General features: G+C 35.7%; 12 protein-coding genes. 7 read left to right on the forward strand and 5 right to left on the reverse strand.

What is annotated here, in order from left to right; translation table 11 throughout:
- Positions 1 to 5 precede the first annotated feature (5 nt).
- Together prmC and prfA are read right to left on the reverse strand one after the other, a co-directional pair.
- The gene (prmC, locus tag A9G17_RS02295; protein WP_065737316.1) at positions 6 to 842 is read right to left on the reverse strand and encodes a peptide chain release factor N(5)-glutamine methyltransferase; all 837 of its coding nucleotides are present in this window, start codon (positions 840 to 842) and stop codon (positions 6 to 8) included.
- On the reverse strand, positions 839 to 1,924 hold the full coding sequence (prfA, locus tag A9G17_RS02300; RefSeq protein ID WP_039126855.1) for a peptide chain release factor 1: 1,086 nt from the start codon (positions 1,922 to 1,924) through the stop codon (positions 839 to 841). Before prfA ends, prmC begins: the two co-directional genes overlap by 4 nt.
- Positions 1,925 to 2,269: 345 nt before the next feature.
- Between prfA and A9G17_RS02305 the strand changes: the two genes are divergently transcribed.
- The 3 genes from A9G17_RS02305 to A9G17_RS02315 all read left to right on the forward strand — a co-directional run bounded on the left by A9G17_RS02305 (position 2,270) and on the right by A9G17_RS02315 (position 6,173).
- Positions 2,270 to 3,454 carry a carbohydrate porin gene (locus tag A9G17_RS02305; protein ID WP_065737317.1) on the forward strand — a complete coding sequence of 395 codons (1,185 nt, stop codon included), beginning with the start codon at positions 2,270 to 2,272 and terminating at the stop codon, positions 3,452 to 3,454.
- Between the two features lie 171 nt (positions 3,455 to 3,625).
- The gene (gene manA, locus A9G17_RS02310; protein ID WP_065737318.1) at positions 3,626 to 4,813 is read left to right on the forward strand and encodes a mannose-6-phosphate isomerase, class I; all 1,188 of its coding nucleotides are present in this window, start codon (positions 3,626 to 3,628) and stop codon (positions 4,811 to 4,813) included.
- A gap of 631 nt (positions 4,814 to 5,444) precedes the next feature.
- Positions 5,445 to 6,173, forward strand: a complete 729-nt coding sequence (locus tag A9G17_RS02315; protein WP_065737319.1) for a GntR family transcriptional regulator — start codon at positions 5,445 to 5,447, stop codon at positions 6,171 to 6,173.
- Positions 6,174 to 6,272: 99 nt separating this feature from the next.
- On the opposite strand, the gene deoC is transcribed toward A9G17_RS02315, so the two are convergent.
- A complete protein-coding gene (gene deoC / locus A9G17_RS02320; RefSeq protein WP_065737320.1) occupies positions 6,273 to 6,983 on the reverse strand; it encodes a deoxyribose-phosphate aldolase in 711 nt (236 codons plus the stop codon).
- Between the two features lie 191 nt (positions 6,984 to 7,174).
- Here deoC and A9G17_RS02325 point away from each other — a divergent pair, with 191 nt between their 5' ends.
- The 4 genes from A9G17_RS02325 to A9G17_RS02340 are packed head-to-tail and all read left to right on the forward strand — an operon-like array spanning position 7,175 to position 9,818.
- Positions 7,175 to 7,600: a PTS sugar transporter subunit IIA gene (locus A9G17_RS02325; protein WP_065737321.1), complete on the forward strand. Its 426-nt coding sequence runs from the start codon at positions 7,175 to 7,177 to the stop codon at positions 7,598 to 7,600.
- Positions 7,601 to 7,626: 26 nt separating this feature from the next.
- Positions 7,627 to 8,118, forward strand: coding sequence for a PTS sugar transporter subunit IIB (locus A9G17_RS02330; RefSeq protein ID WP_065737322.1), 492 nt, complete (start codon positions 7,627 to 7,629; stop codon positions 8,116 to 8,118).
- Between the two features lie 24 nt (positions 8,119 to 8,142).
- A complete protein-coding gene (locus A9G17_RS02335; protein WP_065737323.1) occupies positions 8,143 to 8,976 on the forward strand; it encodes a PTS mannose/fructose/sorbose/N-acetylgalactosamine transporter subunit IIC in 834 nt (277 codons plus the stop codon).
- 14 nt (positions 8,977 to 8,990) lie between these two features.
- Positions 8,991 to 9,818, forward strand: coding sequence for a PTS system mannose/fructose/sorbose family transporter subunit IID (locus A9G17_RS02340; protein ID WP_039126833.1), 828 nt, complete (start codon positions 8,991 to 8,993; stop codon positions 9,816 to 9,818).
- A 513-nt stretch (positions 9,819 to 10,331) separates the two neighbouring features.
- Here A9G17_RS02340 and lpdA read toward each other — a convergent pair.
- Positions 10,332 to 11,756: a dihydrolipoyl dehydrogenase gene (gene lpdA / locus A9G17_RS02345; RefSeq protein ID WP_065737324.1), complete on the reverse strand. Its 1,425-nt coding sequence runs from the start codon at positions 11,754 to 11,756 to the stop codon at positions 10,332 to 10,334.
- A gap of 16 nt (positions 11,757 to 11,772) precedes the next feature.
- The gene (aceF, locus tag A9G17_RS02350) at positions 11,773 to 13,389 is read right to left on the reverse strand and encodes a dihydrolipoyllysine-residue acetyltransferase (protein ID WP_081301643.1); all 1,617 of its coding nucleotides are present in this window, start codon (positions 13,387 to 13,389) and stop codon (positions 11,773 to 11,775) included.
- Positions 13,390 to 13,397: the final 8 nt, after the last annotated feature.

Below are 13,397 nucleotides of genomic sequence, written 5' to 3' on the forward strand. Positions count from 1 at the left end.
CCTTGTTAAGGTTTAAACCAGCGACCGAGTGTGACCCTATCATTGCCACTATAGTCGGTAAAAGTTTCAACTAATTGAAATCCGTGTTGTTTAAAAATGGTCTGTACTGCTTCACCTTGTTTCCAGCCATGTTCAATGAGTAGCCAGCCATATTGATTTAGATGTTTCGTTGCACCTTGAACAATCAATTTTATATCAGCTAAACCCTCATCTTCAGAAACCAAGGCGCTTTTTGGTTCAAATCGAACATCACCTTGTGATAAATGAATATCAGTGGGTTCGATATAAGGTGGATTACTGGTTATCATTGAAAATTTACGGTTTTTTATTGGTTTATACCAATCACCTTTTAAAAAATAGACATTGTTAACCCCAATTTGGTTAGCATTTTTCTGAGCTAAATTTAAAGCGTCATTATTTTTTTCAACGCCGGTAAATAAACAATCTGGGCGTTCAGTTGCCATAGCAATGGCTATGGCACCGGTACCCGTACCCAGATCTAACACTTCACACGGTACTTTGGGTAAATATTCTAAACCAAGCTCAACTAATTTTTCAGTATCGGGTCTTGGGATTAACGTCGCGTTTGACACATTAAACTTCAAAGACCAAAATTCTTTTTCGCCCGTAATATAAGCGATAGGTTCACCAGCTTGGCGACGTTTTAAATTTCTATCTAGGGCAATTAGCTCATCATCGGTTAATTTGGTTTCGCTAAATGCCATTAAAAATGTGCGTGTTTTATGTGTGACAAAACTTAATATAATTTCGGCATCACGCTTAGGGCTTTCACTATCAGTTAGCGTTTGTGAAGCGCCCTTAAGCCATTCTAAATATGTCATTCATCCTGTTCCGATAAAGCTGCAAGTTGATCTGCTTGATATTCTTGTACAATTGGATCGATTAACATTTCTAGTTTACCTTCCATTACTTCGTCTAAGCGATAGATAGTCAGGTTAATTCGATGATCGGTCACTCGCCCTTGTGGATAGTTATAGGTTCTAATTCTATCTGAGCGATCGCCAGAACCTAAAAGATTACGCCGAGTTGACGCTTCTTCTTGCTGACGTTTGCGTATTTCAGCATCCTGAATACGAGCAGCCAATACAGACATAGCTTTAGCTTTATTTTTATGTTGTGAACGTTCATCTTGACACTCAACAACAATCCCCGTTGGCAAGTGGGTAATACGAATAGCTGAATCGGTAGTATTAACGTGTTGACCACCCGCACCCGATGAACGATAAGTATCGATTTTTAAATCGGCTGGATTGATTTCAGGCATTTCCGCTTCAGGGATTTCTGGTAAAACAGCAACAGTACACGCAGAAGTATGAATACGTCCTTGAGACTCTGTTTCGGGCACACGTTGAACACGATGACCACCCGATTCAAATTTCAAGTTGCCGTAGACACCATCACCACTAATTAGCATGATCACTTCTTTATAGCCACCATGCTCACCCTCATTCGAGCTCATTATTTCAACTCGCCAACGGCGTGATTCAGCATAACGGGTATACATTCTAGCTAAATCACCAGCAAAAATTGCCGCTTCATCTCCGCCAGTTCCTGCGCGAACTTCGACAAAACAGTTATAATCATCATTTGGATCTTTTGGTAATAATAATACCTGTAACTGTCTTTCTTGTTCTTCAACTTGTCCTAATGCTTCATTGAGTTCTTCTTGAGCCATTTCACTCATTTCTGGATCAGAAAGCATCATTTTTGCTGTTTCAATATTTTCTTGAGTTTGCTTCCAACTAGCAAAACACTTCACTACACCACCTAATTGTGCATATTCTTTAGAAAGTGTACGAAAGCGATTTTGATCGGCGATTACCGAAGGGTCAGATAATAATGCTTGAACTTCTTCATAGCGTTCTTGCAAAGTTTCTAACTTACTGATAATTGAAGATTTCATAGATATATAACTTTAACTTAAATTAATAGGATATGTTCAACATTATATACTTAAACACTCGTAAAATATAGCTTAGGGTCATATTCATATTGTTTGAACATATTTATTAAACTCAAAATTAAAAATTTGCGATAAATTAAAATTAAAAATGTTACACCTGTCACATAAACACATTTTTGAAGTTTAAAAAATATCAATCAACCTATAACATCTTTCTTGTTAACGATAACATTAACATTTCTTAATATTACACAAATCACATTGCTGTGTTGTGATCAAATTGAATGTTATCGCTTACATAGTCAACACATTGAAATAATACAAAATAGGAAAGGAGTTAGTTTTATGAAAAAAATAGTTATATTCAGTTTAATAGGGTTAAGTTCAATTGCTAATGCTGCAATTGAGTGGGATACTCCACAAGGAAAACTTAAACTCTATGGTGATGTTGAAATAAATGTTGATGCCGCAAGTAGCAAGCAACAACTTAGCTCCTTAAAAGAAAGCGCTGAGAAAAAAAATAAACCTGCTGATAAAGATCGTTGGGATATTAATGGTCGAATTTTGATAGGTTTAGATGGTTATCGAGAAATAAATGATCACAATTTTGCGGGTTTTGTAGTACAACCACTGGCTGATTTAGGCGGAGATATGAATTTGGATGATGCTGCTTTTTATTTTGGACAAAAACAAGAATGGAGCATCAAAGTAGGACGTTACGAAGCCTATGATATGTTTCCTCTTGGTCAAGATACCTTTATTGAATATTCAGGCAATACGGCTAATGATATCTATGAAGATGGTTTTGGCTATATTTATATGATGAAAGAAGGTCGTGGACGCAGTAAAAACGGCGGTAGCATCCAATTAAATAAGCCTTTTTTGAATAATTTTAATTTAGAAGTCAATGCGTTAGTCAATAACGGCGAAAAAATGTTTAATAAATCGACCTATCACGGTTATGACATTGAGAAAAAGAAAAATGTAGTTTATGTTCGTCCCGTTTTATCATGGAAAAATAATAGTTTCTCAACCGCCATCGCAGCTGAAACCAATGTGGTAAAAAACGCGTATGGGTATTACGACAAAAATGGTAAATTCCGCGATCAATCACAGCGTACTGGTTATGGCGCAACTTTTTCTTGGAACAGTGAAGGTGATTGGGGTGCGGAAAACAAAGGACTCAAAATCAATACCAGTTTTGCTTATATGAGTGCCAAAGATGAAAATGACATGACCATAGGTGCCGATATCATCTGGGAAAAAGTCGGGCTAGGTTACTACTATGCCAACAATAATATTAAAAAATTTAATCCAGAAAATAAAATCAAAGATGGGCATATTAATAGCAAAGGCAAATATAAAATTCACACCGTTAATGCCTCTTATTTGATTGATAATGTATTGGATATGGATAATTTTAATATTTATTTAGGTGCTTATTGGTCATTATTAGATAGAAATAAATCACATGGTGATAATACTGATGATCGATACGGTACTCGTATAAGATTTAAATATTTTTATTAATTAATCGCCATTAATTCAAAGCGAACAGTAATATGACTTTTAAAACAAACCAATTTATTGCAATATATTGGTTTGTTTTTAGGTTATGCATTGGTGATTACCAAGAGTATAGTAGCCTATAACAAATATCAAATAGTATGGATATAACTGAAAAATTAGAGGATTAAATTTATGCACCAAACCATATGGAAACTTGAAAATAGTGTTAAAAATTACGATTGGGGCAGCATTGATGATATTCCTAGATTGTTTGCTATCAAAAATCCAACGAAAAAACCCATTGCTGAAATCTGGATGGGCGCTCACCCAATGGGATGTTCATTAGCTATCGATAATCACCATAAAAAAATCAGACTTGATGATCTTATTAAAAAACATCCTTTAGAAACATTAGGTGCTAGAACTTATCAACAATATGCCGCTCTTCCCTATTTATTTAAAGTGCTATCAGCAAATAAAGCATTATCGATACAAGTACACCCAACTAAGTTAAATGCCGAACAAGGTTTTGCAAAAGAGAATCAATTAGGTATCGCTTTAGATGATCCTAAGCGCAATTATAAAGATCCTAACCACAAACCAGAGCTGATTTATGCTCTAACACCTTTTAAAGCTCTGCGCTCTTTTCGCCCTATTGCGGAAATTTTGCAGTTGTTTAAGGAAATTAATGTTACGGCATTAAGCAAAGAATTTGAACAATTGCAAAATGATGCAAATGAACAACAATTAAAACTATTTTTTCAGGCATTGCTAACACTATCTCCAGAAAGAAAAGAGCAAGCAATTAACCAATTGTTAACTAATATTGAACCGTTTTTAAACGAGCCTTATTCAACCATTAAAACACTTGCTAAGGATTACCCAAACGATATTGGGGTATTTATGCCATTAATCTTAAATGTTATTGAACTGCAACCAACGCAAGCTATGTTTTTATCCGCCCAAACACCGCATGCTTATTTAAGTGGTACTGGACTTGAAGTGATGGCAAGCTCGGATAATGTATTACGGGCAGGTTTGACCAATAAGCATTTAGATGTCGATGAATTATTGAAAAATACTCAGTTTAATAGCCTTAGTTTAGATAAGTTATTAACTCGGCCTGTTATTCATCAAAATAAAATTGATTTTCCTGTTCCCGTTGATGATTTTAAATTTGAAATTATTGAAAGTGATAATCAATCAAGAGATGAAAAGATAACCAGTCCGCAGATTCTATTTTGCATTGAGGGCAATATCACTTTAACATCAAAATCGTTAACACTAACACTGATTAAAGGTGAATCAGCTTTTGTCGCCTATGATGCAAAAAGTTATTGTTATCAAGGTCAAGGCGTATTAGCAAAAGTTTCAAATTAAATAAAAGATGTATTTATTTTTTATACTCAAATGTATGTTTAACCTGAAACTTTTTGACAAATTTAGCGACTTAATTATTCTTAAATAGTGTCATAAATTATCATTATTCAAAAAGTTTCAGATTTTGTTGCTTATGACATTTAATGCATTAGCCATCAAATCTTGAGTGTGTTAACTGACGTTTCGAATCAATAAATCGCTTCTCTTTTTATACTCAAACGTATAGTTAACCTGAAACTTTTTGACAGATTTAGCGGATTTATTATTATTAAATAGTGTCATAAATTATCATTATTCAAAAAGTTTCAGATTTTGTCGCTTATGGCATTTAATGCATTAGCCATCAAATCTTGAGTGTATTAACTAACGTTTCGAATCAATAAATCGATTCTCTTTTTATACTCAAACGTATAGTTAATCTGAAACTTTTTGACAGATTTATCGAATTTATAATCGTTAATTAGTGTTACGGACTTTTCGTGTTAGCCAAGAATAATAAACCGTTAGCATCATCAAACAATCTTTTATTACTCTTTTTCAACAATAAACGGAAGATAATTATGATAATAATTTTACATAATAAAATCTTTCGACTAATATGTAGCAACATAACAAATAATTTACTATCATCATGAATCATATTAATAAAATGCCACGTCATTTGACTATTCAACAAGATCTATTAAAAAAAATACAGTCAGGTGTCTATTCACAAGGGCAGTTAATACCGAAAGAATGTGAACTTACTGAAATCTATCAAGTCAGTAGACCAACAGTGCGTCAAGCAATTCAGCAATTAGTTAATGATGGTTACCTTGAACGTCGAAAACGCCGAGGCACGATTGTTAAACAACAAAAGATCAGTCAAGAATTTACCCACATTATTGAAAGTTATGATTCCGAAATGAATCGGAAAGGACTTCATCCTAAAACTAAAGTACTTACATTTAAGCTGGATAAAGCTAATGCTGATATTGCCAATAATTTACAGATAAATGAGTATGAAGATGTCTATAAGCTCGTTCGTCTGCGCTATGCAGAAAGTAAACCCGTAGTATTGGTTACCACTTATTTGCCCGCCAAACTTTTACCTAATTTTATCAATAATGATTTTACTCAGGAAAAACTGTATTCAGTATTACAGAAGATGGACTTTCCTATTTTGCAAATTCGCCGCAAACTTGAAGTATTAAAAGCCGACGAAACTACAAGTGATCTATTGGATATAGAAGCAGGCGATCCGATTTTTTATTTCCATTCCATTGCTTTTACTAACGACCGGCTCCCCATTGAGTACTCAATTTCCAAATACCGTGGTGATATTAACTCTTTTGTATTTGAACTAAATCATGCAAGTTAACTCACATTTAAAAATTGATGTGAAAAAATTATCCTCGCAATTTAGTTGTTCGCGAGGATAATAAGCATCTAGACAGATAGTATTTCAGTAAATTGATGATTAAAGCTCGATTGTATCTTTATTACTTGCTGCTAACTCCTGTTTTAGCTCATCAATAATAGCTATGCCTGAACTGGTTCCAATTCGTTGTGCACCTGCTGCAATCATTTTTTTAAAAGTATCAGCGCTACGTATTCCGCCAGCAGCTTTAACTTTAACTGCATCACCTACCTGATTTTTCATTAATTTAACATCCTCAACCGTGGCTCCAGAAGTGCCAAATCCTGTAGAAGTTTTTATAAAATCAGGTTTAACTTTAACCGCAATTTTACAAAGTGCGATTTTTTCTTCATCGGTTAAATAACAGTTTTCAAAAATAACTTTCGATATCACATTATGTTGTCGACAAATTTTAACTATTTGCGTCATTTCATCTTCAATATATTGTAAATTTCCTGCTTTTAACTCTGAGATATTAATTACATAATCAATTTCGGTTGCACCATTTTCAATAGCATTTTGAGTTTCAAAACATTTCGAAGCAATGGTGGTTTGCCCTAAAGGAAAAGAAATGGCTGCTCCGATATCAACACCCGTTCCTTTCAATAACTGCGCACAAAGATGCGACTGAACCTGGTTGATTGCCACCATTTTAAAATGATAGTTTTTTGCTTCCTGACATAATTTTTCCATCATGGCTGTGGTCGCATCAGGTTTTAAGTTTGTGTGATCAATAAGTTGGCTTAACTCTATCAAAGAATATTTATTCATAATTCCACCTTGTTATTTATATATGTAAATACATATATTAAAAACAACAACAATAATGTCAATAATAATAACCCTTAAAATGTGATAAACATCTCATATCACAAAAAATAAAATATAATTTATTTGTTATAAAAAAATCAATATGTAAATATATATTTAATAAAAGTAGTTTTAAGGGAGGGTAAAGAATAATGAAAATAGTGATCACTTCACATGGAGACTTATGTGAAGGCATTTTAACAAGCTATGCAATGATTGCTGGGGATACATCACATTTTACGGTAGTAAAACTTGATGAAAAAGGGATTAGTGACTTTTCAGTAAGACTAAATAACGTTCTAGATAGTTCACTAACATCAAATGAGTTTGTCATTGTGTTAAGTGACATTATGGGGGGAACGCCCTATAACGAAACATTTCGTTACCTGCTCGCTAACCCTGATAAAAAAGTATTTTTAATCTCAGGATTAAATTTACCGATGTTGATTCAAGCAGGTACCGCATCTGAAGATGAATCAGATATTCACACATTACTTAATTCAATTTTGCAAGCGGGTCAAGACTCAATTTCACTTGCACCAACAGCAATAACGAACAATGACGATTTGGATTTTTAAAAGTTAAATGATAGGAGTAAATAGTTATGGCAATCACATTAACCAGAGTGGATGATCGGGTGATTCATGGTCAAATAATGACCCGTTGGACAAAAGTAAGACCTGTCGATGGCATCTTAGTTGTTGGCGATAATATTGCCGCAGATGACTTACGAAAACGTGTACTAAAAGCGGCGGCTGGCAACTTAAAAATAGGCATTTATACTGTTGCTCAAGGAGTAGAAAAAATCGAGCAAGGCATGGAATCGGCTAAGAATTTTTTTTTAATAAGTGATTCACCTCAAACGTTTGAAAAACTCCTTAAAGCTGGAGCAAAACTCAATCCAGTACTTAATATCGGTTGTATGAATACCAGACCGGACACTAAAGTGTTAGGACGAACGGTTGCCATAGATGATAAAGACTATCAAGCTTTTGATTATATCGAAAGTCAAGGTATCACCATTGAATTTCAGTTGCTACCCGATGATGAACCGAAAAGCTGGTCAGTTATGAAGAAAAAATATGACACCTTATAGTTTTCAATAATTGAGGAAAACATCATGGAAACACTATTTATCCCAGCCTTGCTTACAGGTATATTCTGTTACTTAGGAGCGATTGAATCACCTTGGTTATTTGGTATGTCAGGAGGATTTTATGTTGTTGGACGTCCTTTGGTTGCAGGTCTTTTAGTTGGTTTAGCCTTTAACGACGTTCAAGCGGGAGTTGCTTGTGGTTTAGCCGTTCAAGCTGTTTTTATCGCCAACTTATCAACAGGTGGCGCAACCAACAGTGAAATTACTTATGCGGCTTATGGCGGTATTGGTCTAGCATTAGCAACGACTAAAGAGCCTGCGGTAGCTGTGACCTTGTCAGTATTTTTAGGGCAAACATTTGGTTTAATCTTCTATAATACGCGAATGGCAGTTTATTCGTTTTGGAATAATAGAGCACAGCAAGCTGCTGAAAACAATGATACACGGGGTATCGTTCTTAATCATCTATTCTTTCCACAAATTACTACATTTTTATTAAGAGCAGTGCCAATATTTTTGGCGATCTTTTACGGTTCAGGTTTAGTTGATTGGTTATTAAATCATGTACCAGAAGTAATAACAAAAATCATCTCAGTATTAGGCGGTGTATTACCTGCATTAGGTATTGCAATGCTAATGAATATTGTCATTAAATCAAAAATTCAGCTTATCTTTTTCTTTGCAGGCTTTGTACTATTAGCGTTCGCTGGATTAAGTATGGTTGCGTTAGTGTTTATTTCCGCTTTAGTAGCCTATTTATACTATATGGCAATCAATAAACCCGCTGCATTAGCAATCAAAGAATCGAATAATTCGACCTCAAATTCTGATGTATTTGAAGATGATGATCTATTTTGATAGGAGAATTAACAATGGATAAAGCAATTAGTAACCAATCAAAATTGACTAAAAAAGAGTTACGTCAAATTTGGTATCGATGGGGTTTTACACATTTATCTTCAATGAGCTATGAAAAATTACAAGCTCACGCTTGGGCGTTTTCTTATATTCCATTTGCCGAAAAATATTACAAACATGATCCCGAAGCAAAACGCCGTTTATTAACCAGGCATTCAATGTTTTACAATACCGAACCGCAAACGGGACAAATCATCAATGGTATTGTCGCCTCAATGGAAGAAGAGATAGCTTTAGGTCACAACGTTCCTGAAGAGTTACCGGTTAATATCAAAGCAACATTAATGGGACCATTAGCAGGAATTGGTGATTCATTAATTCAAGGCATCATTGTTCCTATTTTGTTATCCATCGCGATGGGTATGGCAGCAGGAGGAAATGCTATAGGTCCAATCTTCTATATTTTATCGTATGGTATTTTAGGACCATTGATTTCTTACATCAGCTTCCATTACGGTTATAAACTTGGTGTAAATGCCATTGATAATATTATTGGTGATAATGTAAAACGTATTACAGATGCTTTTAATGTTCTTGGTATTATGGTGGTGGGAGGACTTGCCGCAGGGAATATTGTGCTTAATTCAGAGCTTGAAATTCCGATGGGTGAAAGCATGCGTTCATTACAAAGTGTACTTGATGGTATATTCCCTAAAATTCTACCATTAACTATGGTATTACTGGCTTGGTGGCTCGTGTCAGCCAAACAGATGAGCGCGACCAAAGTCATTTTGATCCTAACGGCCATTACTTCAGTGGGTGTCGTGATTGGTATATTTTAGTTCAATTAATTTCAAATTGAGGGATGAATAAACGCTTTCATTACAACCATCTCATATAAATTAAGGGAATTACTACTGATTCCCTTAGATACTACTTGTATTGCCCATAATTCTCTTTTTTAAACATCATTACTTCACGCTAACATCTAAATTTTCTAAAAATTTTTGTTGTATATTATGCAACAAACTTAAGTTGCAAAGATTAATGATACTTGCTGAACGAGTAGAATAACACTAAACAATCTAAAACCATTATTAGCTATAATTAACAAAAAATGAATCTTAATAGTTTTTTTAATTTGTAAAAAATATTCAGGAGTCTATACCATTTCATTTTCTTTTCACGAAATAGATTCTATTAAGTAAATGTGTCGTTAATTTGAAAGTAACTTAATAATTAACTTTGGGCTTTTTTATAAAAATGAAATTTAATTAAAATAACGAACAAAATAAAAAAAAAGCCGTCAGAGTAAACTGACGGCAAATTATTGAAGGAAACTTAAAATAAAAATTTTATTTTTTTACTGCTTTTGCATTAGGTAAATCGGTAATAGAGCCTTCATAAATTTCAGAAGCTAAACCGATTGATTCATGCAGTGTTGGGTGAGCATGGATGGTTAAAGCAATATCTTCTGCATCACAGCCCATCTCAACGGCTAAGGTGATTTCACCAAGTAATTCACCACCATTCGCACCTACTACGGCACCACCGAGTAAACGATTATCCGCTTTATTAAAAATTAACTTCGTCATACCTTCTGAACAATCAGATGCAATAGCTCGTCCTGACGCTGACCAAGGGAAAATCGCAACTTCGTAATCAATGCCCTTTTCTTTTGCCTCTTTTTCGGTTAAACCAACCCAAGCAACTTCGGGTTCAGTATAGGCAATGGAAGGGATTGTTTTAGGATCGAAGAAGTGTTTTTTACCAGCAATGACTTCGGCTGCAATATGTCCTTCATGTACACCTTTGTGAGCCAACATTGGTTGACCTACAATATCACCTATAGCATAGATATGAGGAACATTGGTACGCATTTGCTTATCAACTTCGATGAAACCTCGATCGGTAACATTTACACCCGCATTTTCAGCGCCGATAAGTTTACCATTTGGAGAGCGACCAATTGCCACTAATACTGCATCATAAGTGTGAGTTTCAGTGGTGCCGTCTTTCTTCTCCATAGTGACATAAATTGCATCGTGTTTTGCTTCAACTGTCGTCACTTTAGTTTCAAGTCTTAAAGTGAATTTATTTTGAATCTGCTTAGTAAAGACTTTGATCACATCTTTATCCGCAGCAGGGATCACTTGATCGAACATTTCAACCACATCAACTTCTGAACCTAAGGCATGGTATACGGTTCCCATTTCAAGACCGATAATTCCGCCTCCCATTAATAATAATTTTTTAGGAATGGTAGTTAATGCTAACGCATCAGTTGAATCCCAAATTCGCGGATCATCATGAGGAATAAAAGGTAATTGAATTGGGCGTGAGCCTGCGGCAATAATGGCATTATCAAAAGTAATTTTAGTAATACCTTTAGCAGATGTCACATCCATTGTATGGCTACCAGTAAACTGAGCGTCACCTTGAATGACATTCACTTTACGCATTTTAGCCATGCCTGCAAGACCGTTAGTCAATTGATTAATGACCTTTTCTTTCCAAGCTCGCACTTTATCCAGTTCTAGCTTTGGTGTACCAAAATGTATACCGTGCGCGGTCAATGATTTGGCTTCATCCATAACTTTAGCAACATGTAGCAATGCTTTAGATGGAATACAACCCACATTTAGACACACACCACCTAACGTTGAATAGCGTTCAACTAAGGTGACATCTAACCCAAGATCGGCAGCGCGAAAGGCAGCGGAGTAACCCGCTGGACCTGCACCCAAGACGACAAGTTGTGTTTTAACTTCTTGACTCATAATCTATATTCCCCCACTACATCACTAAACGACGTAAGTCGGATAAAACGTTAACAATATGACTTAGGAAGCGTGCACCATCTGCTCCGTCGATCACTCGGTGATCGAAAGATAAAGATAATGGCAACATTAAGCGAGGTGTAAATTCTTTACCGTTCCAAATAGGTTTCATGCTAGAACGAGAAACACCTAAAATACCCACTTCCGGAGCGTTCACAATTGGCGTGAATGAAGTTGTACCAATTCCCCCTAAGCTGGAAATAGTGAAGCAACCACCTTGCATATCGCTACCCGTTAATTTACCATCCCGTGCTTTTTTAGAGATTTCTGCCAGTTCACGAGAAAGATCAACAATACCCTTTTTATCAACATCTTTAAATACAGGTACTACAAGTCCGTTTGGTGTATCAACCGCTACACCAATATTAATGTATTTTTTGATAATTAGCGTTTGCGCGTCTTCAGATAGTGAGCTGTTAAAACGTGGATAAGCTTTTAATGCGCTGGCTACTGCTTTCATAATAAAGACCAGTGGTGTGATCTTAAGGTCGAGTTTTTTCTTCTCAGCTTCGGCATTTTGTTGTTTGCGGAATGCTTCAAGATCAGTAATGTCTGATTCATCAAACTCAGTAACATGAGGGATCATTACCCAGTTACGATGTAAATTAGCGCCTGATACTTTTTGAATTTTAGTTAATGGTAAGCTTTCTATTTCACCAAACTTACTAAAATCAACTTTTGGCCAAGGTAATAAGCCTGGTAGAGCACCACCCGCAGCGCCACTCTCAACTTGTTTAACCGCATTTTTAACATACGCTTGAATATCTTCACGTAAAATACGATGTTTTGGTCCTGTTGGTGTGACTTTAGCCAAATTAACACCAAATTCACGCGCTAAGCGACGTACTGACGGTGTAGCATGTGCATAAGCATCGTTTTCAACAAAATCATTACCTGAAGTGGCTGGTACCTTTGCAGATGCAGTTGGCGTTGCAGCAACCGCAGGGGTTGGTGCGGATGCAGTTGGTGTTGAAGCTGGAGCAGGAGCTGTCGCTGCACTATTAGCCGTAGGTGCCGCAGCTGTAGTCGTTTCAAATTCCATAATTTTGGAACCAGTTTTAACTTTATCACCAACTTTAATGATAATATTTTTAACTACACCGGCAACTGGCGCAGGAACTTCCATTGAGGCTTTATCACCCTCAACCGTTATAATATTGTCATCAATCGCAACAGTATCACCTACCTTGACTGAAATTTCGGTAACTTCAACCTCATCGCCACCAATATCTGGAACATTGACATCAACAGTTTGACTCACTGATGAAGTAGTCGGTGTGACTTCAACTTTTGGTGCAACTGGTTGTGATGCTGATTGTGGCGCTGGAGCAGCTGCGCTGTCCTCTTCATCAAATACCATAATATCCACACCGGTTTTAACTTTATCACCAACTTTAACAATGATTGATTTTACAATGCCTGCTTGTGGAGCAGGAATTTCCATTGAAGCTTTATCTCCTTCAACCGTCATGATGTTATCATCAACAGCGACCTTATCACCCACTTTTACTAAAATTTCGGTAACTTCAACTTCATCATTACCAATATCAGGCAATTTAATTTCAATACTCATTCTTTTTA

The organism is Gilliamella sp. wkB7 (assembly GCF_001693435.1).
In the GTDB taxonomy this organism is placed as follows: Bacteria; Pseudomonadota; Gammaproteobacteria; order Enterobacterales; family Orbaceae; genus Gilliamella; species Gilliamella apicola_N.

Excerpts from the sequence above, each read along its gene's own strand:
- prmC (WP_065737316.1), bottom strand. The coding sequence starts at position 842 with ATGACATATTTAGAATGGCTTAAGGGCGCTTCACAAACGCTAACTGAT.
- aceF (WP_081301643.1), bottom strand. The coding sequence starts at position 13,389 with ATGAGTATTGAAATTAAATTGCCTGATATTGGTAATGATGAAGTTGAA.
- lpdA (WP_065737324.1), bottom strand. The coding sequence starts at position 11,756 with ATGAGTCAAGAAGTTAAAACACAACTTGTCGTCTTGGGTGCAGGTCCA.
- prfA (WP_039126855.1), bottom strand. The coding sequence starts at position 1,924 with ATGAAATCTTCAATTATCAGTAAGTTAGAAACTTTGCAAGAACGCTAT.
- deoC (WP_065737320.1), bottom strand. The coding sequence starts at position 6,983 with ATGAATAAATATTCTTTGATAGAGTTAAGCCAACTTATTGATCACACA.
- A9G17_RS02340 (WP_039126833.1), top strand. The coding sequence starts at position 8,991 with ATGGATAAAGCAATTAGTAACCAATCAAAATTGACTAAAAAAGAGTTA.
- A9G17_RS02325 (WP_065737321.1), top strand. The coding sequence starts at position 7,175 with ATGAAAATAGTGATCACTTCACATGGAGACTTATGTGAAGGCATTTTA.
- A9G17_RS02315 (WP_065737319.1), top strand. The coding sequence starts at position 5,445 with ATGAATCATATTAATAAAATGCCACGTCATTTGACTATTCAACAAGAT.
- A9G17_RS02335 (WP_065737323.1), top strand. The coding sequence starts at position 8,143 with ATGGAAACACTATTTATCCCAGCCTTGCTTACAGGTATATTCTGTTAC.
- manA (WP_065737318.1), top strand. The coding sequence starts at position 3,626 with ATGCACCAAACCATATGGAAACTTGAAAATAGTGTTAAAAATTACGAT.
- A9G17_RS02305 (WP_065737317.1), top strand. The coding sequence starts at position 2,270 with ATGAAAAAAATAGTTATATTCAGTTTAATAGGGTTAAGTTCAATTGCT.
- A9G17_RS02330 (WP_065737322.1), top strand. The coding sequence starts at position 7,627 with ATGGCAATCACATTAACCAGAGTGGATGATCGGGTGATTCATGGTCAA.